Origin of the sequence: Pseudomonas sp. NPDC087358, assembly GCF_044900785.1 — a bacterium.
GTDB lineage: Bacteria > Pseudomonadota > Gammaproteobacteria > Pseudomonadales > Pseudomonadaceae > Aquipseudomonas.
Map to the genome: position 1 here is coordinate 595,526 of NZ_JBJDOA010000001.1, position 22,155 is coordinate 617,680.

A 22,155-nucleotide genomic window follows, 5' to 3' on the forward strand; every position below is an offset into this window, starting at 1 on the left:
TGCGCCTGCCTCAAACACGGAGCCTGTATGTCCGATTTCAACATCCTCACGCCTGACGGTTGGGTTCGCGGCCAGTTGCAGCATCGTGACGGTCGAGTCACCCAGATTCAGGGCGTCCCCTGCGAACCGCAGGACAACGACCTGCCCTACCTGCTGCCGGGTTTCATCGACCTGCACGTTCACGGCGGCGGAGGCAGCGATGTCATGGAGGGCGCCGGCAGCTTCGCCACCATCGCCGGCACTCACCTGCGCTTCGGCACCACGTCAATGTTGGCCACGACCATGACCGCACCTGCGCAGGAGATCAGCCAGGTGCTCGAGCAGCTGGGGGGTTATTGTCAGAGCCGGCCGTCAGGCACCGCCCGCGTGCTGGGTGTGCATCTGGAAGGCCCCTACATCAATCCCGGAAAACTCGGCGCACAACCCAATCATGCGCATGCCGCATTGCTCAGTGAGGTAGAGGCTTACCTGGCGCTGGCACCGATCAAGGTCATCACCATCGCCCCGGAAATCGCCGGGCATGTGCAGCTGATCAAGGCATTGTCGGCACGCGGTGTACGCCTGCAGATTGGTCACACCCTGGGCAGCTATGAAGAAGGCGTCAAAGCCCTGGAGGCTGGCGCAAGCAGTTTCACTCACCTGTACAACGCCATGAGCCCGTTGCACCACCGCGAGCCAGGTATCGTCGGCGCGGCGCTGGCCCACGCCCGTTACGCCGAACTGATCCCGGACCTGTTGCATGTGCATCCGGGGGCGATCCGCGTCGCCCTGCGCTCGATTCCCTGCCTGTACTGCGTCACCGATTCCACTGCGGCCACCGGCATGCCGGATGGCGAATACAAATTGGGCAGCCACACCGTGACCAAGTGCCTGGGCGGCGTACGCCTGGCGGACGGCACCCTGGCCGGCAGCACGCTGACGATGGATCAGGCCTTGCGCAATCTGGTGAAGATCGGCCTGCCGCTGGCCGAAGCCTCACAACGCCTGTCGCAATTTCCTGCCGATTTTCTGGGTATCGACGAACGCGGCCGCCTTCAAGCGGGCAGTTTCGCCGATGCCGTGTACCTGTCTCGCGATCTGGCACTCACTGCCGTTATGGTTGAAGGAGAAACCATTGAACTCAAAAATGCTCGATGAGGCCCTTGCCTCTGCCGACGTGGTCCGGCGCCAGCTGGATATCCTGGAGCCGCGGCTGATGGAAGTCGCAGAACGCCTCCGGCGGTCCGATCCAAGGGTCGTTCTGACGGTGGCCCGAGGCAGTTCCGATCACGCTGCCAGCTACTTCGCCTACCTGACCATGCAACATGCAGGCGTGCCGGTGGCGTCACTGCCGATGTCGGTGGTCACCCTGCATGACTCGCCAATGCAGGTCAAAGGCCAACCCGCCCTGGCTTTTTCGCAATCAGGGCAAAGCCCTGATCTGGTCGGCAGCCTGCAAAAACTGCGCGAGCGTGGCGCCTTGAGCATCGCCTTGGTCAACGCGCAGGATTCCCCGCTGGAACAGGCTTGTGAGTACACGCTGCCCCTGAGCGCAGGAGCAGAACTCAGCGTGGCCGCCACCAAGAGCTTCATTGCCACCTTGAGCGCCAGCGCCCGCCTCGTCGCCCACTGGCAACGGGATGCACAGCTGCTTCAAGCCGGCGCGACCCTGCCTGATCAGCTTGACCAGGCGGCACGCCAGGACTGGTCGGTCGCCATCGAGGCCCTGCGCGATTGCCAGCGATTGATGGTCATCGGCCGTGGCACCGGTTTCGCCATCGCTCAGGAAGCAGCGCTGAAGTTCAAGGAAACCTCGGCGATTCAGGCCGAAGCCTTCAGCAGCGCCGAAGTGCGCCACGGCCCGATGGCCTTGGTGGACGACCATTACCCGATGCTGATTTTCGCCACCCGCGGAGCCGAACAGGCCAGCCTGCTGACGCTTGCCGCCGACATGCGCGAGCGTGGCGCCAGAGTGCTGCTGGCCGCGCCCGATGACGTGGCCGAACGCGACCTGACGCTGACCGTAGCCGACCATCCGGCCCTTGATCCGATCCTCGCCATCCAAAGCTTCTACGTGATGGCCGCCAGCCTGGCTCAGGCGCGCGGGATGGACCCGGACCAGCCGCGCCATCTGAGCAAAGTCACCCGAACCCATTGACCCCCGCCGCTTTGGCCGACGCCTGCAAGGACGATGTCATGCATAACAATAAACAAATGACGTTCAGCGCCCCGTTCAGTGGAGCCGTGCTGACCCTGGCCAATATCCCGGACCCCGTGTTCGCCAGTGGCGCCATGGGTGAGGGCCTGGCCATCGATCCGCTGGATGACGTGCTGCACGCCCCGTTCGCCGGCGTGGTCATCAACGTCGCGCGCACCCGCCATGCGGTCAACCTGCGCGCCGACGATGGCAGCGAGTGGCTGCTGCATGTCGGGATCGACACGGTCGAACTGGACGGCGCCGGCTTCCAGGCGCTGGTCAGCGACGGCCAACGCGTCAAGGAAGGACAACCGTTGCTGCGCCTGGACCTGGATAATGTGGCACGCAACAGTCGCAGCCTGGTCAGTGCGTTGATCCTGCTCAACGGTGATCGCTTCAGCCTGACGCCGCTGCGCACATCAGGCACGGTGAATGTGGGCGAGCCCTTGCTGCAGGTGATGGCGCAGTCCGCTGAGCCCAGTCCAGCGGCGAGCGTCGAGGCAGGCGCCAGACTAGCCCGTGGCAGCATGCGCGTGGCGCACAACGGCGGCCTGCATGCGCGCCCGGCCGCGCTGCTGCGTCACACTGCTCGCCAGTTCGACAGCCAGGCGCAGTTGCATTTCGCCGGGGCCAGCGCCTCGACCGACAGCGTCACCGGGCTGATGGGGCTGGGCGTGGCCGAGCAGGACGAAGTGGAAGTGGTGTGCTGGGGGCACGACAGCGAGGTGGCGCTGCAGGCACTGCTGAGAGCCCTTTCCACCCCTGCGGCGGATGAAAGACCTCAAACAACGCCTGCCAGGGTGGCGCGCCAGATGAGCAGCGCGGCGGAGCTTGAAAGCGGCGTGCTGGTCGGCGTCAGCGCCGCGCCGGGGCTGGCCACGGGCCCGCTGTTCCGGCTGGACGCCATCGAACTGGATGAAGACCTTGGCGGCCATCGTGCCGATGAACAGCGGCAGATGCTCGACGAAGCGTTGCGAGTGCTTCGCGCCGACATCAGCAGCAGCCTGAACCCGACACAGCACGAGCAGAACGCGATATTCGCCACTCACCTGGCGATGCTCGAAGACCCGGCCCTGCTCGACGCCGCTTATGCCGCCATCGACTCGGGCCGAGGCGCGGCACATGCCTGGAGCCAAGCGGTACTGACGCAATGTGCGGTGCTGGAAAAACTGGGCAACAGCCTGCTCGCCGAACGCGCCACCGATCTGCGCGACCTGCGTCAGCGCGTGTTGCTGAACTTGCTCGGCGAGGCCCGCAACGTCGAATTCCCGCCGGGCGCCATTGTCGTCGCCCGCGAGCTGACGCCTTCCGATCTGCTGATGCTCGAGCAACGCGGTGTCGGGGGTATCTGCATGGCTGAAGGCGGCGCCACTTCTCACGTGGCCATCCTGGCGCGCGGCAAGGGCTTGCCGTGTGTGGTGGCCATGGGCAGTGCGCTGCTCGATGTCGTCACCGACACGGCGGATCAGCCAGTAGTGCTGGACGCCGCCCACGGGCGTCTTGAGCTCACGCCGGATGCACCTCGGCTGCAGCAGGTTCATACCTTCAAGGCGCAGCACTTCGAGCACCGGCAACGTCAGCAACAACATGCGCATTTACCCGCGTTGACTGCCGATGGCGTGAGCATTGATATTGCCGCCAACGTCGCCTCACGGGCCGATGCCGAAAACGCGCAGCTCAACGGTGCCGACGGTGTGGGCCTGTTACGCACCGAATTCCTCTTTGTCGATCGCAGCATCGCGCCCACCGAAGACGAGCAATTGTCGGCCTATCAATCGGTGCTCGATGCGATGCCCGACAAGCCTGTGATCATCCGCACCATCGACATCGGCGGCGACAAGCAACTGGCATACCTGCCCTTGCCTGCCGAAGCCAACCCGGTGCTGGGCCTGCGTGGTATTCGCCTTGGCCAGATGCGCCCCGAACTGCTCGACCAACAACTGCGCGCGCTGCTGCGGGTCAAGCCGCTGGGGCGTTGCCGGATTCTGCTGCCGATGATCACTGAAGTTGGCGAGCTGCTGGCGGTACGCAAGCGCATCGACGAGCTGGCCAGCGAAGCCTGCATCAGCGAACGCCCGCAACTGGGGGTGATGATCGAAGTGCCCTCGGCAGCATTGTTGGCCGAGCAACTGGCCGAGCATGCGGACTTCCTTTCCATCGGCACCAACGATTTGTCCCAGTACACGCTGGCGATGGATCGGGACCATGCAGGCCTGGCCGCTCGCGTCGATGGCTTGCATCCGGCACTGCTGCGCCTGATCGCCATGACTTGCACGGCGGCCGCCGCCAAAGGCCGCTGGGTCGGTGTGTGTGGCGCCCTGGCGTCGGACCCTCTGGCCACTGCGGTGCTGATCGGTCTGGGCGTTCGCGAGCTGTCAGTCAGCCCGCCGCAGGTTGGCCAGATCAAGGCTCGGGTACGCGAACTGGACGCACGCCAGTGTCAGGCGCTCGCCCGGCATCTGCTCAAGCAAAGCAGCGCCGCTGAGGTGCGAGCGGCTTGCAGCACCTTTCAAAGCCAGGTCCTGACGCCGGGCGTCAGTGCCTGAATAACAAGAACAACATCGAGGAGAGACGCCGTGTATCAACACTTCATCGAAGGACTACAGCGATTGGGTCGCGCACTGATGCTGCCCATCGCGATTCTGCCGATCGCCGGCCTGTTGCTGCGTCTGGGCGACACCGACCTGCTGGACATCGCGATCATCCACTCGGCGGGCAACGCGATCTTCAGCAATCTGGCGCTGATTTTCGCCATCGGCATCGCCGTCGGTTTTGCCCGCGACAACAACGGGACTGCGGGGCTGGCGGGGGCCATTGGTTATCTGGTGATGACTTCGACGCTCAAGGTGCTCGATCCGCACATTGACATGGGCATGCTCGCCGGAATCATCGCCGGCCTGCTCGGCGGCGCGATGTACAACCGCTTCAAGGACATTGCCCTGCCCGAATACCTGGCATTCTTCGGCGGCCGGCGTTTCGTGCCGATTGTCACGGGTTTGTCTGCGGTTGCTCTGGGCTTGCTGTTTGGCCTGGTCTGGCCGACGGTACAGGCCGGCATCAACGCACTGGGTCAGTTGATGCTGGAGAGCGGCAGTATCGGCGCGTTCTTCTTCGGTGTGATGAACCGCATTCTGATCATCACGGGTCTGCATCACATCCTCAATAATCTGGTGTGGTTCGTCTTCGGCACCTTTACCGACCCGGACACCGGGCGCGTCGTCACCGGCGATCTTGCGCGTTACTTCGCCGGTGATCCAAACGCCGGACAGTTCATGACCGGCATGTTTGCGATGATGATCTTCGGTCTGCCTGCGGCGTGCCTGGCGATGTATCGCAACGCATTGCCCGAACAACGCAAGCTCATCGGCGGCATTCTGCTGTCGATGGCACTGACCTCGGCGTTGACCGGCGTGACCGAGCCTATCGAGTTCGCGTTCATGTTCCTGGCGCCGATGCTGTACGTGCTGCATGCCTTGCTCACCGGGCTGTCCATGGCATTGGCCAATATGCTGAACATCCATCTGGGTTTCACCTTCTCCGGCGGCGCGATCGACATGGCGCTGGGCTGGGGCAAGTCCACCAATGGCTGGTTGGTGTTCCCGTTGGGGCTGGCGTACGCAGTGGTCTACTACGTGGTGTTCGATCAATGCATCAAGCGCTTCAACCTCAAAACACCGGGTCGTGAGCAGGTGCTCAACCGCTCGGCCGACGTTCCTAAAAGTGATCGCGCGGCAGCGTATATCAGGGCATTGGGTGGCGCAGAAAACCTGCTGAGCATCGGAGCCTGCACCACGCGCTTGCGACTGCAACTGGCTGATCGCAGCAAGGCCCAGGACAGCGAATTGAAAGCATTGGGCGCCATGGCGGTGGTGCGTCCAGGCAATGGCGGCAGTCTGCAGATCGTTGTCGGACCACTGGCCGACAGCATTGCCGATGAACTGCGCGATGCCCTGCCCGTTGCCGCTAAATCACCGGCCACCGAAACGATTGCTGCCGTGCAGCCACCCGCACCGGTCGATGTCGCTCAAGCCGCGCAGTGGTTCAAGGCGTTGGGCGGTAAAGGCATGCTCGATGTGGAATGCGTGGCACTGACCCGACTGCGGGTGCAGTTAAAAGACGGCGAGTCGCCCGCCGTCAGCCAGCTCGATGCGCTGGGGTGCCAGGGCGTGCGCAAGCTGGGCGATAACGTCTGGCATGTGTTGGTGGGCGATAGTGCCCAGGGGTTGAGCGAGGCGTTGCGGGGCATGGTGAAGCAGCCGTGAAAACACGGCCCGGGTGACCAACTGTGTGCCTTAGAAATCCGCCAGCTTCCACACTTCATAAGCTGGCGTCTCATAGGGGTGGCTGTGCTTGAGCGCAGCCACTGCCTGTTGAATCAACTCATCGGCGACCACAAGCTCGACCTTCCACTCTTCGACCTGCTCGATCTCGCCGGCCTGCCCGATGAACGGCTGGCTGCCGTCCAACGGGCGAAACTGACCTTGACCCAGCACCTGCCATGAGCAGCTGTCATATGCCCCGATTCGCCCCGCGCCGGCGGCGAATAGCGCATTTTTGACCTGCTCCACATGGCTGGGTGGAACGAAAAACGCGAGCTTGTACATCAGCGATCAGTTAACCCAGACGCGGGCGTTGCGGAACATGCGCATCCACGCGCCGTCCTCTGCCCACTCATCCGGACGCCACGAGTTGCTCACTGCCCGGAACACGCGCTCAGGGTGCGGCATCATGATAGTGACGCGACCGTCGCGGGTGGTCAGGCCGGTGATCCCGCGCGGCGAGCCGTTCGGGTTGGCAGGATAGGTTTCGGTGACCTTGCCGTGGTTGTCGACGAAGCGCATGGCGACGGTGCCGGACAGATCGGTTTCCAGCAGTGCCTCAGGGGTCTTGAACTCCGCATGACCTTCGCCGTGCGCGATGGCGATCGGCATGCGCGAACCGGCCATCCCTTGCAGGAAGATCGACGCCGACTTCTGGATTTCGACCATCGCCACGCGCGCTTCGAACTGCTCGGAGCGGTTGCGCACGAAGCGTGGCCAGAACTCGCTGCCTGGAATCAATTCGCTGAGGTTGGACATCATCTGGCAACCGTTGCACACACCCAGGGCGAAGCTGTCGCTGCGTGCAAAGAAGCCCTGGAAGGCATCCCGTGCACGGCTGTTGAACAGCGCCGACTTGGCCCAGCCTTCACCGGCGCCGAGGACGTCGCCGTAGGAGAAACCACCGCAGGCGACCAGCCCCTTGAACTCGTTCAGATCGACGCGACCAGCCAGGATATCGCTCATGTGCACGTCGACCGAGGCGAAACCGGCGCGGTCGAACGCGGCGGCCATTTCTACCTGACCGTTCACGCCCTGCTCGCGCAGGATTGCCACTTGTGGGCGAACGCCTTTCTTGATGTAAGGCGCGGCGATGTCGTCGTTGACGTCGTAGCCCAGCTTGACGCTCAGGCCCGGGTTATCCTCTTCGAGCAGGGCGTCGAACTCCTGATCGGCGCAGTCGGCGTTATCGCGCAGACGCTGGATCCGGTAGCTGGTTTCGCTCCACTGACGTTGCAGCAGACGACGATCGCCCTTGAACACGTGCTCGCCGTTCAGGCTGATGGTCACTTCGCTGTTATTGATCGGCTGGCCAATCACCGCCACGCAATCGTCGCCCAGGCCGGCGGCGCTGAACTGCGCCAGCACATCCGGTGTGTCGTCGTGACGAACCTGAATCACCGCACCCAGCTCTTCGTTGAAGAGGATGGCCGCGACTTTTTCACGCTTGCCGGTCAGGGTGTCCAGTTGCAGATTCAGACCGCAGTGACCGGCGAAGGCCATCTCCAGTGCGGTGGTCAGCAGGCCGCCGTCGGAACGGTCGTGATAGGCCAGGATATGGCCGTCGGCGTTGAGGCCCTGAATGACAGCGAAGAACGCCTTGAGGTCTTCGGCGTCGTCCACGTCCGGGGCAACGTTGCCCAGCTTGCCGTGGGTCTGCGCGAGGATCGAGGCGCCCATGCGGTTCTGACCACGACCCAGGTCGATCAGGATAAGGTCGGTAACGCCTTTATCCATACGCAGTTGCGGGGTCAGGGTGCCGCGAATATCGGTGACGGGTGCAAAACCGGTGACGATCAACGACAGAGGCGAGGTAACGGTTTTTTCCGTGCCTTCGTCACTCCAGCGGGTCTTCATCGACATCGAGTCCTTGCCCACCGGAATGGTGATGCCCAGCTCCGGGCACAGCTCCATGCCGACGGCCTTGACGGTGTCGTACAGACGCGCGTCTTCGCCTGGGTGGCCGGCTGCGGACATCCAGTTGGCCGACAGTTTGATGTCGGAAATCTTGCCGATGCGCGAGGCCGCGATGTTGGTCAGGGTCTCGCCGATCGCCATGCGGCCGGACGCCGGGGCATCCAGCAGGGCCAGCGGTGTACGCTCGCCCATGGCCATGGCTTCACCGCTGTAGACGTCGAAACTGGTTGCGGTGACAGCGACGTCAGCCACCGGCACTTGCCAGGGGCCGACCATCTGATCGCGATTGACCAGACCCGTGATGCTGCGGTCGCCAATGGTGATCAGGAAGTTCTTGCCCGCGACCGCCGGGTGATGCAAGACGCGCTGTACGCTTTGTGCGATGTCCAGCGTGCTCGGATCGAAATCGTCGCCCTGCTCCGCTTCACGGCTGGCCGAACGGTGCATGCGCGGCGCCTTGCCGAGCAACACTTCCAGCGGCATGTCCACCGGGCTGTTGCCGAAGTGGCTGTCGGTCACGGTCAGTTGTGGCTCTTCGGTGGCTTCGCCGACCACCGCAAACGGGCAACGCTCACGTTCGCAGATGGCTTTGAAACGTTCGAAATCAGGAGCGCTGACGGCCAGAACGTAACGTTCCTGCGACTCGTTGCTCCAGATTTCCAGCGGCGCCATGCCCGGCTCGTCGTTGGGCACGTTGCGCAATTCGAAGCGGCCACCACGGCCACCGTCATTCACCAGTTCAGGGAAGGCGTTGGACAGACCGCCGGCGCCGACGTCGTGGATGAAGGCAATCGGGTTGGCATCGCCCAGCTGCCAGCAGCGGTCGATGACTTCCTGGCAACGGCGTTCCATTTCAGGGTTTTCACGCTGGACCGATGCGAAATCCAGGTCCGCCGAGCTGGTGCCGGTGGCCATGGAAGAGGCAGCGCCACCCCCCAGACCGATCAGCATCGCCGGGCCGCCGAGCACGATCAGCTTGGCGCCGACGGTAATTTCGCCCTTCTGCACGTGGCCTTCACGGATGTTGCCCATGCCGCCAGCCAGCATGATCGGCTTGTGGTAGCCACGCACTTCATCGCCGTGCGGGGTACTGATGGACTGCTCGAAGGTACGGAAATAGCCGGTCAGCGCCGGACGACCGAATTCGTTGTTGAACGCGGCGCCGCCGAGCGGGCCCTCGATCATGATGTCCAGCGGGGTGACGATACGCTCAGGCTTGCCGTAGGGCTTTTCCCAAGGCTGTTCGAAACCCGGAATGTTCAGGTTGGAGACGGTAAAGCCGGTCAGGCCAGCCTTGGGCTTGGCGCCGCGACCGGTTGCGCCTTCGTCGCGGATCTCGCCACCGGAACCGGTGGAAGCACCCGGGAATGGTGCGATGGCGGTCGGGTGGTTGTGAGTCTCGACCTTCATCAGGATGTGCACCGGCTCCTGCACCGCGCCGTACTGGCGGGTTTCAGGATTCGGGAAGAAACGCCCGGCCACGCTGCCGACGATCACCGAGGCGTTGTCCTTGTAAGCGGACAACACGCCTTCGTTGTGCATCTGGTAGGTGTTCTTGATCATGCCGAACAGGCTTTTTTCCTGGCTCTGACCATCGATGTCCCAACTGGCGTTGAAGATCTTGTGACGGCAGTGCTCGGAGTTGGCCTGGGCGAACATCATCAGTTCGATGTCGTGCGGGTTGCGCGCAAGACCCGTGAACGCATCGACCAGGTAATCGATTTCGTCCTCGGCCAGGGCCAGGCCCAGCTCGACGTTGGCTTTCTCCAGTGCGGCACGACCGCCCGCCAGTACATCGACGGCAGTCAGCGGCTTGGGCTGGGCATGGCTGAACAGGCCGGCAGCCTGCTCCAGTGCGCCGAGCACCAACTGGGTCATGCGGTCGTGCAGGACGTCGGCGATGATCTGCGCCTGGGCCTCACTGATATCACCCTCGACGTAGAAGGCGATGCCACGCTCAAGCCGCTGGACCTTGGTCAGGCTGCAGTTGCGGGCGATGTCGGTGGCCTTGCTGGACCATGGCGAGATCGTGCCAAAACGCGGCAACACCAGGAACAGACGGCCACGAGGCTCTTGAACCGGCACGCTCGGGCCGTACTTGAGCAGACGGGCGAGGACTTGCTGCTCGTCGTCTGTCAGGACGCCGGTAACCTCAGCGAAGTGGGCGAATTCAGCGTACAGGCCACTGACAGCCGGAACTTTATCGTTCAGCTGCTCAAGTAATTTCTTGTGGCGGAAGGCAGAAAGGGCGGGAGCACCACGCAAGATCAACATCGTCGGGACAGCCTCGGGGAAGGGGGTGTGCTTTGAGGCCGTGCATTCTAGCCTAAACCGGGACTTTCGGCACCCGAAACGACGGCCCGAACGCACCCGAATGTCGGCGTTCGTAGATATCCTATAGAGATCGGTAAAAAATCTGACCGCTCTATCAGACGCGATCATCGCTGTCGAGATATGGCGGTCAGCCTGCTTTGCGTATACTGCACCGATGTTTTCCCAATCAGATTTCCGCCCACGCTGTGCCAAGTGGCTCATCGCAACCGGAATCTTCCTGCTGCTCGGCGCCTGTGTTGAGAAACCCAACACGCTGGAACGAGTCAAGGAGGATGGCGTTCTGCGCGTCGTCACCCGCAATAGCCCGGCGACCTACTTTCAGGATCGCAACGGTGAAACCGGTTTCGAGTACGAACTGGTCAAGCGTTTCGCCGACGATCTGGGCGTCGAACTCAAGATCGAAACCGCCGACAACATCGATGACCTGTTCGACCAGATGAACAAACCCGGCGGTCCCGTGCTGGCGGCGGCAGGGCTGGTCAGCACCGAGAACCGCGCAAAACAGGTGCGCTTCTCGCACTCCTATCTTGAAGTCACCCCTCAGGTCATTTATCGCAACGGGCAGAATCGCCCGACCGATCCTGGCGATCTGGTGGGCAAGCGCATCCTGGTGCTCAAGGGCAGCAGCCATGCCGAGCAACTGGCGGCGCTGAAGCTCAAGTATCCGGGCATCAGCTACGAAGAGTCCGACCAGGTCGAAGTCGTCGACCTGCTGCGCATGGTCGATGAAGGCCAGATCGACCTGACCCTGGTCGACTCCAACGAACTGGCGATGAACCAGGTGTACTTTCCCAACGTGCGAGTCGCCTTCGACCTTGGCGATGGCCGGGATCAACGCTGGGCGGTGGCGCTGGGCGATGACAACAGCCTGCTCAACGAGATCAACACGTTCCTCGACAAGATGCAGAAGAACGGCATGCTGCAGCGGCTCAAGGATCGCTATTACGGGCACGTGGACGTACTCGGTTATGTCGGTGCCTACACCTTCGCCCAGCATTTGCAGGAGCGCCTGCCCAAATACGAAAAGCATTTCCAGACCGCCGCCAAGCAGGAACAGGTCGACTGGCGCCTGCTGGCCGCCATCGGCTATCAGGAATCGCTGTGGCAGCCGGCCGTGACGTCCAAGACCGGCGTGCGCGGGCTGATGATGCTGACCCAGAGCACCGCCCAGGCCATGGGCGTGTCGAACCGGCTCGACGCCCGGCAAAGCATTCAGGGCGGCGCCAAGTATTTCGCCTACGTAAAGGATCAGCTCGACGACTCGATCCAGGAACCGGACCGCACCTGGCTGGCGCTGGCCTCCTACAACATCGGCACCGGCCACCTGGACGACGCGCGCAAGCTGGCGGAAAACGAAGGGCTGAACGCGAACAAATGGCTGGACGTGAAGAAGATGCTGCCACGCCTGTCACAGAAGAAGTGGTACAGCAAAACCCGCTACGGCTATGCCCGGGGTGGCGAGCCGGTGAGTTTCGTCGCCAACATCCGCCGCTATTACGACATCCTCACCTGGGTGACCCAGCCGCAACTGGAAGGCAGTCAGGTCGCCGAAGGCAGCTTGCACGTGCCGGGCGTCGACAAGACAAGGCCGCCGGAAGAGAAAGCGCCGCTCTGACCCTGTAGAAGTGAACTTGCTCGCGATGACAGTTGTTCGGGCGGTCCGCATGCTCCAGACCTACCGCTATCGCGAGCAAGCTCACTCCTACAGTGTCATGCACTAACCTTCCCTAAAGTGCCATGCACTAACCCTTGGCCCTTCTCATCCTGAAAAACTCGCTCAACATCGTGCCGCACTCCTCCCCCAGCACCCCACCTTCGAACAGCACTCGATGGTTGAGAAACCCTTGGGTGAAGAATTGCCCCTGGCTCTGCACCACGCCCGCCTTGGGTTCGGCGGCGCCATACACGACCCGGCTGATGCGTGAATGCACGATCAGCCCAGCGCACATGCTGCACGGCTCCAGCGTCACGTACAGCGTGCTGCCCGGCAGGCGATAGTTGCTCACCGCCTGCGCAGCGTTACGGATGGCGACCATCTCTGCATGAGCACTGGGGTCGCTGCCACTGATCGGGCAGTTGTAGCCGCCGCCGATGATCACCCCGTCCTGAACCACCACCGCCCCCACCGGGACTTCACCCAAGAGCGCGCCTTCGGCGGCCAGCGCCAGGGCTTGACGCATGAAATGCTGATCACGACTGCGATCAATGATTTGCGGCTGGCGCATTACGAAACCTCGATAGCTGCCATAAGACCGGTTTCCATGTGATCGATCACATGGCAGTGGAACATCCACACCCCGGGATTATCCGCTACCAGCGCGATGCGTGCGCGCTCGTTGCGGCCCAGCAGGTAGGTATCGGTGAAATACGGGATCACCTTTGTACGGTTGGAGGCGATGACCTTGAAACTCATGCCGTGCAAGTGAATGGGATGCTGATACTGGGTCATGTTTTTCAGCTCGAACAGGTAGCTCCGGCCCTTCACCAGCCTGGCAATCGGGCGATCGGCGCAGGTCCTGTCGGTGATGTCCCAGGCCTGGCCGTTTATCTGCCACAGGCTCGGCGGCTTGCCGTTGTCGACATTGACCGACACCGCGCCCGCCCACTCGAAGTTGAAATTGAGTTTTTCGGCATTGGCCAGATCCGGTTCTGCCAGTGGGTTGGCGGGCAGCGCCGGCGGCCATGGTCCCGATGATCCCGAGCTTGCGACCGAGCGCAAGGTGCCCAGGCGCACAGGCCCGTTACGCAAGGCCAGCTCCTCACCCACGGGCGGTGCCTTGATCGCCAGACAGATGCGCATGCCCGGGCCCAGCCAGTAATCCTTGCCTAAAGCACGGGGTTCTACAGGGTTGCCGTCCAGTGCATAGATCATCGCCTCGGCACCCGGCAGGTTGAGACGGTAGGTCACGGTGTTGTCGAGATTGAGGATACGGACGCGAGTGATCTGCCCGGCCGGCAGCTCAATCACGCCTTGCGGCACACCGTTGATGGTCGACAGGCGCCCGGCCGTGCCCTCACGCGCGGCTTCGCGAATCACGCTGAAATCGGTAAACGCGCCCTGCTCGTCCACATGCCAGCTCTTCAGGCTGATGACCCGCTCGTGGGCAAAGCCGGTCGGCTGGCGCTCCTCGACGATCAACGGCCCGACCAGCCCCCGCCCCAGCTGCTCACTGCTGCTGACATGCGGGTGATACCAATAGCTGCCTGCGTCGGGTACGCGAAAGCTGTAATCGAAATACTCGCCCGGCTTGACTGGCAGTTGCGACACATAAGGCACGCCGTCCATTTCCAGCGGCAGACGGATGCCGTGCCAGTGAATGGTGGTCTCGACCGGCAGCTGATTGATGAAGCGCACCCGCAGCCAGTCCCCCTGACGGACCCGCAATTCAGTGCCAGGCGCAGAGCCGCCGAACGCCCAGGCCGGGGTCTGGTGACCGGCTACCAGCTCTACCTCCAGCGGCGCGGCAATCAGCTCGTAATCATGCCCTGCTCCGGGCCCGCGCTTGCCTAGCCAATAACGCGAACTGGCGCCAGCGCCCAGCCCGACCACGGCAAGACCGCTCAGGCCCGCGAGAATCTGTCGACGAGTGAAGGACATCAGGCATGGCACCTTTTTCAAACCAGGCAGGGACAAAGCGCTTAACGAGAGACTTTGCGAGGGGCGAATACGATACACCTGCGTTTGGGGAAAAATAAACGCGCGCAGGCTGCGGTACATATTTAGTACCAATTGAATAATGCCGACCGGGAAGCTCAAGGCTCACTCATCAAGGATGACGACCATGCCTTCCTCTACTGCTGACATGACCGACCGCGACGCCGACAGAAAATCACTGCACGCCATTTGCAGAAAGCTGGTAGCGAACTGCCCCGACATGCGCGAGATGGCGCGCGCTGCGGCCAGCGAGTTGCTGCGCCGGCACTACATTGACCACCTGGAGCCGGATGCCGTGTACTGGCATCGCTTCGACGTCACGCAAAGCAGCTCGCGGACGTTCAACGGCTGGCAGCACCTCGACAGACCCATTGCATCGCTGACCCTGCCGCAACTGGTGCTGCATCGTTTCAATGCAGCCGACCAGGACAACGGCGACTCTTTGCAAGCGATGAGCGGGTTCTACACCGCAGGTCCCGACGCCGGGGTTTTCGATGAAACCAACGAAGTACGCCTGCTTGCGCAAGATGCGTTAAGTGCGTTCTGGGCCCTGGATTTCAAAAGCCAATTCAAGCGCAAGATGAACGCTTTCTGGCGCGACCGGACGGACGATTTCAGGACGCTGGCCAAGGCAAGCTTCATCGCCAGGGCTGTGGAAGATCATTACAGCGGCACCCTCGACCGCGAACACTTCATGGTGCTCATGGCCGCCGCGGGCGTGCCTGCTGGAGAACCGATCACCTTGGCGATGCTGCAATCCGAAACGCCGCCAGCGGCCGGCCTGCGCATCTCCACGCTGGACATCGCCGGATACGTGGCCAGTGACATTCTGCGCATCGTCGAAGACAGCGGTCGGCAGTTCCTCTATGTGCCCGGCGAGGTCGATGCCTTCCATGTTTTCGATCACCCGGACGATCTGAAATGGTGGCTGATGATGCGCAGCAGTGAGATCAGGAATCGTGCGCGGTTCCTGTCGCACTTCCCCTTGTCCGCTCATTCGCAGGGCGCTGCGCAGGGCGGGTTGAACCACGCATTGGATGTTCTGGTCAGCAGTCAGGGTCCGCACGCTCTGTCCGTGATCAACCGGGATGACCATGCCATAAAGGGCGACCCGTTCACCCATCTGCGCGATGCCGCCCGCACGCGTATGCAGGCCGATGCCGAATTCGCGCTGTACTCCAACAACGAACTGCGCAAGCAGATGTGGATCGGCTACCTGCGCGCTTTCAGTCAGAGTTTCGGCGCCCTGGCTGCGCTTGACTGGCCGATTGCCTTGGCAGCGGTGGGCGCGGGGCTGGCCGACGTCGGTTTGAACATCGATCAGGCGGTACACGGCCACACCACGGCAGATCGCAGAAGCGGCGTGGTCGGCGCCATCCTGGGCGGCATCGATGTGCTGTTCAATGGTCTGTTTCTGCTGCCGGAAGCTGCCCCGCATATTGCCGAAATCGCAGCTGAAGGCGAGCCGGCCGCCTTGCCGGACGCCCCGCCAGAAACGCCAATCGCAGCCCCATCCGTAGAGCTGCAAATCGCGACGCCAGAGCCAACGTACACGGACGAGTTGTCCGAACTGCTGGCGCCCTTTGAAACCAACGAGATACTTGACGACTATCCGCCACCGCCAACGACCGGGCGGATGCGCGGCGTTTACCAGACCGGCACCGGCACCACCCTCATCTCGATTGACGGGCTCGCCTATCAAGTCCGCTTCGCCAACGAGCTGAACAGCTGGATCATCGTCGACCCGCAGGCGCCCTTCTCGTTCCAGCGCAACCTTCCCGCGCACTTGAACGCAGCTGGAGAGTGGAAACCAGTCGCTCAAGGTCTCAAGGGGGGTGGCGGGGCATTGCGCACCTTATCGTCGCAGCGATCGGCGGCCTCTGGCGCAGCGCTGGCAAGCCCCTACGACCTGCCGCCACCCTTGCGAGAACCCTTACGCGCCCGCGTGGAAAACCCCAGTAACAGGCCCTTTGACGGCAATTATGTCTCGTTCGACCCGAACGACCCGATTGAAGATTTCTTCACCCTGCGTGACCGCCTGTTGAGCGATACGCAGACGTTTTACGTAAACCCACCCACACCCGCGCGCCCGCCCATGCCGGTCATCGCGTCGAAATCGCCACCCAAGCTTGCGCTCAGGCAGCTCTATGAAAAGGCCCCTGGCCTGGTGATCGCGGAGAGCCACAACTGCGTGGCCAGCAAACAATTCTTGATCAACAACATGGCGCAACTGGCCAAACAAAAGGTCAGGACACTGTATATGGAACACCTGCTGACCGACTTGCATCAGGCCGACCTGGACACCTTCGCCAACACCGGGACCATGCCCGAAAAGCTGCACAGCTACCTGGAAGACCTGGACCGCGGCCATCTCACCGATTCCACCGGCCGCTATACCTTTCTCAACCTGGTCAAAACGGCCAACAGGCAGGGCATGCGCATCCGCGCCATCGACTGCATGGCCAGCTATCGAGTCGCAGGGATACCTGACCCAGACCGCACAGTGCGCATCAAAATGATGAATTATTTCGCCCGCACCGTCATCGATGCCGATCAGGCAGCGCTGGGCGGCGGGAAATGGATAGCGCTGGTAGGCAATGCACACGCGAACACGTACAGACAGGTCGTCGGCCTCGCAGAACTCGAGGGCGTCATCGGCCTGCGCGTCATCGACGTCGACCCCGGCCAGGCAACGGGTTTCGACGTGGACCAGGGAGACCCAGTGAACGATGCGATGGGCAGACCTGCCGGGAGAGTCAAAAGCGATTTCATCCTGCGCATGGCCGTCACGGGACGCAGAACCCATCTGATCGAAACCCCCGACTCATTCGATCCTCCGCCGCTTTGACGCCCTCGAACCAATGACGGCAGCCCAGCAGCGGATGGGCATCAAACCGACCCCTTGAAACGACGAAGCCGGATGAGTCATCAAGACTGCATCCGGCTCGTGTCATCAATCGCTGAAGCCCTGGGCGGGGCTTCGGTCGATCAGTCGATCATTCCCACTCAATCGTCGCTGGCGGCTTGCTCGACACGTCGTAGGTGACGCGGGAGATGCCTTCGATCTCGTTGATGATGCGCCCGCTGACGGTTTCCAGCAGTTCGTAAGGCAGGTGCGCCCAACGTGCGGTCATGAAGTCGATGGTTTCGACGGCGCGCAGGGCCACGACCCAGGCGTAACGACGGCCATCACCTACCACGCCCACCGATTTCACCGGCTGGAACACCACGAACGCCTGGCTGACCTTGTGGTACCAGTCGGCCTTGCGCAGTTCTTCGATGAAGATGTGGTCGGCACGACGCAGCAGGTCGGCGTACTCCTTTTTCACTTCACCAAGGATGCGCACGCCCAAACCCGGACCCGGGAACGGGTGACGGTAGACCATGTCGTATGGCAGGCCCAGTTCCAGGCCCAGACGACGGACTTCGTCCTTGAACAGTTCGCGCAGAGGCTCGACCAGTTTCAGGTTCATCTCTTCCGGCAGGCCGCCCACGTTGTGGTGCGACTTGATCACGTGCGCCTTGCCGCTCTTGGCGCCGGCGGACTCGATCACGTCAGGGTAGATGGTGCCCTGGGCCAGATACTTGATGTTGTCCAGCTTGGTCGACTCGGCATCGAACACGTCGATGAAGGTGCGGCCGATGATCTTGCGCTTCTTCTCTGGATCGCTCTCGCCGGCCAGGTTGCCGAGGAACTGCTCTTCGGCGTTGGCGCGGATGACCTTGACGCCCATGTTCTCGGCGAACATGGCCATCACTTGCTCGCCTTCGTGCAGGCGCAGCAGACCGTTGTCGACGAAGACGCAGGTCAGTTGATCACCGATGGCCTTGTGCAGCAGCGCCGCGACCACCGAGGAGTCGACACCGCCGGAAAGGCCGAGCAGTACGTTGTCGGTACCGACCTGGGCACGCACCTGAGCGATGGCGTCTTCAGCGATCTTCGACGGGGTCCACAGCGCTTCGCAACCGCAGATGTCGAGGATGAAGCGCGACAGGATGCGACCGCCCTGCTTGGTGTGGGTCACTTCCGGATGGAACTGCACGCCGTAGTAGCCACGGGTATCGTCGGCCATGCCGGCGATCGGGCAGCTTGGGGTGCTGGCCAGAATGTGGAACTCAGCCGGCATCTTGGTGACCTTGTCACCGTGGCTCATCCACACGTCGAGACCGAACAGGCCGTCAGCGTCGATATGATCTTCGATGCCGTCGAGCAAGCGGCTCTTGCCGACCACGTCGACACGGGCATAACCGAATTCACGCAGTTCGGAACCTTCGACCTTGCCGCCCAGTTGCTCAGCCATGGTTTGCATGCCGTAGCAGATACCGAAGACCGGAACACCCAGGTCAAATACGGCCTGCGGGCAGCGCGGGCTGTTGGCTTCGTGCACGGACTCGGGGCCACCGGCGAGGATGACGCCTTTAGGGGCAAATTCGCGAATCGCTTCGTCGTCCATGTCGAACGGGTGCAGCTCGCAATACACACCGATCTCACGCACGCGGCGGGCGATCAGCTGGGTGTACTGGGAACCGAAGTCGAGGATCAGGATGCGGTGGGCGTGAATGTCGAGGGCCATGAGTCATTCTCGTCGAAAATCAGAAACAAGACGGGGCTGTAATGAACAGCCCCGCTACACAATGCTTGAAAGACGCCTGAAACATCAGACGCCTCTCGGATCAACCTACGCGGTAGTTCGGCGCTTCCTTGGTGATCTGCACGTCGTGGACGTGGGATTCAGCCATGCCGGCGCCGGTGATGCGGACGAATTCAGGCTTGGTGCGCATTTCCTGAATGTCGGCGCTGCCGGTGTAGCCCATGGACGAACGCAGGCCGCCCATCAGCTGGTGAACGATGGCGCTCAGCGAGCCTTTGTAGGCAACACGGCCTTCGATACCTTCAGGTACCAGTTTCTCGGCGCCTTCGGAGGAGTCCTGGAAGTAGCGGTCCGAAGAGCCCTGGGCCTGGGACATCGCACCCAACGAACCCATGCCGCGGTAGGCCTTGTACGAACGACCCTGGAACAGTTCGATTTCGCCTGGCGCCTCTTCGGTGCCGGCGAACATCGAGCCCATCATCACGCAGTAGGCACCGGCGACGATGGCCTTGGACAGGTCACCGGAGAAACGGATGCCGCCATCGGCAATCAATGGAACGTCGGTGCCTTCGAGGGCCGAAGCGACGTTGGCGATGGCGCTGATCTGCGGCACGCCGACACCGGCAACGATACGGGTGGTGCAGATGGAGCCAGGACCGATACCGACCTTGACCCCGTCAGCGCCGGCTTCGACCAGTGCGCGAGCAGCAGCGCCGGTGGCGATGTTGCCGCCGATGACCTGGACGTCCGGGAAGTTCTGCTTGACCCAGCGAACGCGGTCGATCACGCCTTTGGAGTGACCGTGTGCGGTGTCGACGACGATCACGTCAACGCCGGCAGCGACCAGGGCACTGACGCGCTCGCCGGTGTCCTTGCCGGTACCGACCGCGGCGCCGACGCGCAGACGACCCTGGTCGTCCTTGCTGGCCAGCGGATAGGCCTTGGATTTCTCGATGTCCTTGACGGTCATCATGCCCTTGAGCGCGAAGTTATCGTCGACGATCAGGACTTTTTCCAGACGGTGCTTGTGCAGCAGGTCGCGCACTTCGTACTTGTCGGCGCCTTCACGGACGGTGACCAGACGCTCTTTGGGCGTCATCACTTCACGGACCGGGACATCCAGACGGTTTTCGAAGCGCACATCGCGCGAGGTCACGATGCCGACGAGTTCACCGTCATGCAGGACCGGGACGCCGGAGATATTGTGTTGACGGGTCAGTTCGAACAGATCACGAACAGTGGCGTCAGCCTCGATGGTGATCGGATCCTTGACCACACCCGCTTCGAACTTCTTGACCTTGCGCACTTCGGCAGCTTGCTGCTCGACGGTCATGTTCTTGTGGATGATACCGATGCCACCTTCCTGAGCCATGGCGATTGCCAGACGGGCTTCGGTCACGGTGTCCATAGCGGCGGAGACAAGGGGGATGTTCAGTTCGATGCCACGGGTCAATCGGGTTTTAAGACTTACTTCGTTGGGAAGCACCTCGGAATAACCGGGCACAAGGAGGATGTCGTCGAATGTAAGGGCTTCTTGGCTGATACGCAGCATCGCTGGGCTCCCGAGCGGGAAAATGGAAGCGCGCCATTATACCCAGAGAGGTGCCCTTGCTCAATGTAAAGATCAGCCTATTTAATAATCAGTTCGATGCAGAAGAACTATGGCGCTGCGGTGCTTTTATAGCCGGACTTTGACGAAGGCCACCGGACGATCCAGACGTTCGCCGAACTCTTCGACGAAACTGGCCTTGAACCCGGCCGCCAGCCAGTCGTTGAAGATAAACCCCAGGTTGGAAAAGCCGCACGGATCGAGAAACAGAAAGCCATTGATGTCGTCCTCATGACGGCATTCCGGACAGATGAAGTTGTCGGTATGGCCCGGCATCCATTCCTCCAGGCTGTCGAACAATGCCTCGCCGATTTCACGCCGACATTCGGGGCAACCGGCCTCCTCCTTGAAACCCTGCTGGGGCGTGTAGATGCAGCGTTTGAGCACGATCTCCAGGCCGTTGACCGGCTGACCGTAGGGCAACGCGTCAGGGTTTTCGACCACGCGTCGCGCACCGGGGCCGATCGCGTAGGCCATGCGATTGAAACTGCGCCCGCAAGTGGTCAGTGCCTCTTCCACCACGTCCAGCTTCACCAGCCAGCGCAGGACCGCCCGCGCCTTCGCTTCACGCGCAGGGAAGCTGGAGATTTGCGGGACGATGATGCTTTGGGTGTTCATGACGGGCCTGACTGCGGTTTGATCGGGGGCGGCAGCTTAATACCACCGCTGTAGACGTCAAGTATGGCGTTCAGCCTGCCAGGTAGCGACCGATGAGCGTGATCCCGCTGATCAGCACCATCCAGGTCACCAGACGCACGAACGTCTCTCGTGACAGGCGCATGACCAGGCGGCGGCCGATCCACGAGCCAACGATCATCGCCGGCAACAGGCAGACGGCCAGCAGCAACAGCGAAACCTGCGCATAGACGCCGGTGATCACGAACAGGCTCAGGCGCACGATGGTGCTGCAACTGATCAGCGCGTTCTGCGTGGCCCGCGCCTGGGTCTTGTCGGTCAGGCGGCCATTGAGGTAGATCGCATATAAAAAGCCGCCACTGCCAAACAGCGCACCGAACAATCCACCCAGAGTCCCCATCGGCACCGACCAGGCGGCTGCCAATTGGGTAGGACGCACCTTTACCGCCAGGCTGTACAGCGAGTAGCTGACCAAAAACAGGCCCATCAACAACAGAAGAACATCGGATTTGAGGTTGAGCAGGAACAGCACCCCGATCGTGCAGCCCACCGCCATGCACGGCACCATGCGCAGCAGTTCCGAGCGCACCACCGATTGCCTTGACGGCAGCAGATGACTGAAGGCGGCGAGGAAGTCCAGCATCACCAGCAACGGAATGATGCGCGACAACGGCATGAAATGGATCAGTACGGGACCTGCCACCAGCGCTGTACCGAACCCGGCAATGGCAAACACCAGATAAGCGGCAATGACCCCGCCCTCGATGAACAACCAGTCCAGCGGCGTCAGACCCAATTGACTGAAGACGCCCGACAATTCGCTGATGGTGGTGAGCATTTTTCCGTTCCTTGGATCATTTAGTGGTGGCGCAAGATACTATAGGAGCGCGCTTGCCCCGATAATCCCTGTAGGAGTG

14 protein-coding genes are annotated in these 22,155 nt (G+C 62.1%); 6 read left to right on the forward strand and 8 right to left on the reverse strand.

Annotation, left to right across the window (positions count from 1 at the left end):
• Positions 1-27 precede the first annotated feature (27 nt).
• The 4 genes from nagA to nagE are packed head-to-tail and all read left to right on the forward strand — an operon-like array spanning position 28 to position 6,438.
• Entirely contained in the window at positions 28-1,137 is a 1,110-nt protein-coding gene (nagA, locus tag ACI2KS_RS02655; RefSeq protein ID WP_404616902.1) for an N-acetylglucosamine-6-phosphate deacetylase, read from the forward strand.
• Positions 1,115-2,137 carry an SIS domain-containing protein gene (locus tag ACI2KS_RS02660; RefSeq protein ID WP_404616904.1) on the forward strand — a complete coding sequence of 341 codons (1,023 nt, stop codon included), beginning with the start codon at positions 1,115-1,117 and terminating at the stop codon, positions 2,135-2,137. The genes nagA and ACI2KS_RS02660 overlap by 23 nt, the downstream gene beginning before the upstream one ends.
• Positions 2,138-2,175: 38 nt before the next feature.
• Complete coding sequence (gene ptsP / locus ACI2KS_RS02665) at positions 2,176-4,722, forward strand: phosphoenolpyruvate--protein phosphotransferase (RefSeq protein ID WP_404616906.1); 2,547 nt, start codon at positions 2,176-2,178, stop codon at positions 4,720-4,722.
• Between the two features lie 30 nt (positions 4,723-4,752).
• Positions 4,753-6,438, forward strand: coding sequence for an N-acetylglucosamine-specific PTS transporter subunit IIBC (nagE, locus tag ACI2KS_RS02670; RefSeq protein ID WP_404616908.1), 1,686 nt, complete (start codon positions 4,753-4,755; stop codon positions 6,436-6,438).
• A gap of 30 nt (positions 6,439-6,468) precedes the next feature.
• Here nagE and ACI2KS_RS02675 read toward each other — a convergent pair whose 3' ends face one another.
• The gene (locus ACI2KS_RS02675; RefSeq protein ID WP_404616910.1) at positions 6,469-6,780 is read right to left on the reverse strand and encodes an NGG1p interacting factor NIF3; all 312 of its coding nucleotides are present in this window, start codon (positions 6,778-6,780) and stop codon (positions 6,469-6,471) included.
• 6 nt (positions 6,781-6,786) lie between these two features.
• The gene (gene purL, locus ACI2KS_RS02680; RefSeq protein WP_404616912.1) at positions 6,787-10,686 is read right to left on the reverse strand and encodes a phosphoribosylformylglycinamidine synthase; all 3,900 of its coding nucleotides are present in this window, start codon (positions 10,684-10,686) and stop codon (positions 6,787-6,789) included.
• A 214-nt stretch (positions 10,687-10,900) separates the two neighbouring features.
• Between purL and mltF the strand changes: the two genes are divergently transcribed.
• A complete protein-coding gene (gene mltF / locus ACI2KS_RS02685; protein WP_404616914.1) occupies positions 10,901-12,361 on the forward strand; it encodes a membrane-bound lytic murein transglycosylase MltF in 1,461 nt (486 codons plus the stop codon).
• Between the two features lie 127 nt (positions 12,362-12,488).
• Here mltF and tadA read toward each other — a convergent pair whose 3' ends face one another.
• Positions 12,489-12,971 carry a tRNA adenosine(34) deaminase TadA gene (gene tadA, locus ACI2KS_RS02690; protein WP_404616916.1) on the reverse strand — a complete coding sequence of 161 codons (483 nt, stop codon included), beginning with the start codon at positions 12,969-12,971 and terminating at the stop codon, positions 12,489-12,491.
• A complete protein-coding gene (locus ACI2KS_RS02695) occupies positions 12,971-14,344 on the reverse strand; it encodes a multicopper oxidase family protein (protein WP_404616918.1) in 1,374 nt (457 codons plus the stop codon). The genes tadA and ACI2KS_RS02695 overlap by 1 nt, the downstream gene beginning before the upstream one ends.
• Before the next feature lie 205 nt (positions 14,345-14,549).
• Here ACI2KS_RS02695 and ACI2KS_RS02700 point away from each other — a divergent pair, with 205 nt between their 5' ends.
• The gene (locus tag ACI2KS_RS02700) at positions 14,550-17,249 is read left to right on the forward strand and encodes a dermonecrotic toxin domain-containing protein (RefSeq protein WP_404616920.1); all 2,700 of its coding nucleotides are present in this window, start codon (positions 14,550-14,552) and stop codon (positions 17,247-17,249) included.
• Positions 17,250-17,397: 148 nt separating this feature from the next.
• Here ACI2KS_RS02700 and guaA read toward each other — a convergent pair whose 3' ends face one another.
• The 4 genes from guaA to ACI2KS_RS02720 form a co-directional block, all read right to left on the reverse strand.
• Entirely contained in the window at positions 17,398-18,975 is a 1,578-nt protein-coding gene (gene guaA / locus ACI2KS_RS02705; RefSeq protein ID WP_404616922.1) for a glutamine-hydrolyzing GMP synthase, read from the reverse strand.
• A 100-nt stretch (positions 18,976-19,075) separates the two neighbouring features.
• Positions 19,076-20,545 (reverse strand): IMP dehydrogenase, encoded by a 1,470-nt coding sequence (gene guaB, locus ACI2KS_RS02710; RefSeq protein WP_404616924.1) that lies wholly within the window; start codon positions 20,543-20,545, stop codon positions 19,076-19,078.
• A 126-nt stretch (positions 20,546-20,671) separates the two neighbouring features.
• Positions 20,672-21,220: a sugar ABC transporter ATPase gene (locus ACI2KS_RS02715; RefSeq protein ID WP_404616926.1), complete on the reverse strand. Its 549-nt coding sequence runs from the start codon at positions 21,218-21,220 to the stop codon at positions 20,672-20,674.
• 70 nt (positions 21,221-21,290) lie between these two features.
• Positions 21,291-22,076: a sulfite exporter TauE/SafE family protein gene (locus tag ACI2KS_RS02720; protein WP_404616928.1), complete on the reverse strand. Its 786-nt coding sequence runs from the start codon at positions 22,074-22,076 to the stop codon at positions 21,291-21,293.
• Positions 22,077-22,155: the final 79 nt, after the last annotated feature.

Bases quoted from the DNA above. Each gene is read 5' to 3' on its own strand.
- nagA (WP_404616902.1), top strand. From the start codon at position 28: ATGTCCGATTTCAACATCCTCACGCCTGACGGTTGGGTTCGCGGCCAG.
- ptsP (WP_404616906.1), top strand. From the start codon at position 2,176: ATGCATAACAATAAACAAATGACGTTCAGCGCCCCGTTCAGTGGAGCC.
- ACI2KS_RS02675 (WP_404616910.1), bottom strand. From the start codon at position 6,780: ATGTACAAGCTCGCGTTTTTCGTTCCACCCAGCCATGTGGAGCAGGTC.
- purL (WP_404616912.1), bottom strand. From the start codon at position 10,686: ATGTTGATCTTGCGTGGTGCTCCCGCCCTTTCTGCCTTCCGCCACAAG.
- mltF (WP_404616914.1), top strand. From the start codon at position 10,901: ATGTTTTCCCAATCAGATTTCCGCCCACGCTGTGCCAAGTGGCTCATC.
- tadA (WP_404616916.1), bottom strand. From the start codon at position 12,971: ATGCGCCAGCCGCAAATCATTGATCGCAGTCGTGATCAGCATTTCATG.
- ACI2KS_RS02695 (WP_404616918.1), bottom strand. From the start codon at position 14,344: ATGTCCTTCACTCGTCGACAGATTCTCGCGGGCCTGAGCGGTCTTGCC.
- ACI2KS_RS02700 (WP_404616920.1), top strand. From the start codon at position 14,550: ATGACCGACCGCGACGCCGACAGAAAATCACTGCACGCCATTTGCAGA.
- guaA (WP_404616922.1), bottom strand. From the start codon at position 18,975: ATGGCCCTCGACATTCACGCCCACCGCATCCTGATCCTCGACTTCGGT.
- guaB (WP_404616924.1), bottom strand. From the start codon at position 20,545: ATGCTGCGTATCAGCCAAGAAGCCCTTACATTCGACGACATCCTCCTT.
- ACI2KS_RS02715 (WP_404616926.1), bottom strand. From the start codon at position 21,220: ATGAACACCCAAAGCATCATCGTCCCGCAAATCTCCAGCTTCCCTGCG.
- ACI2KS_RS02720 (WP_404616928.1), bottom strand. From the start codon at position 22,076: ATGCTCACCACCATCAGCGAATTGTCGGGCGTCTTCAGTCAATTGGGT.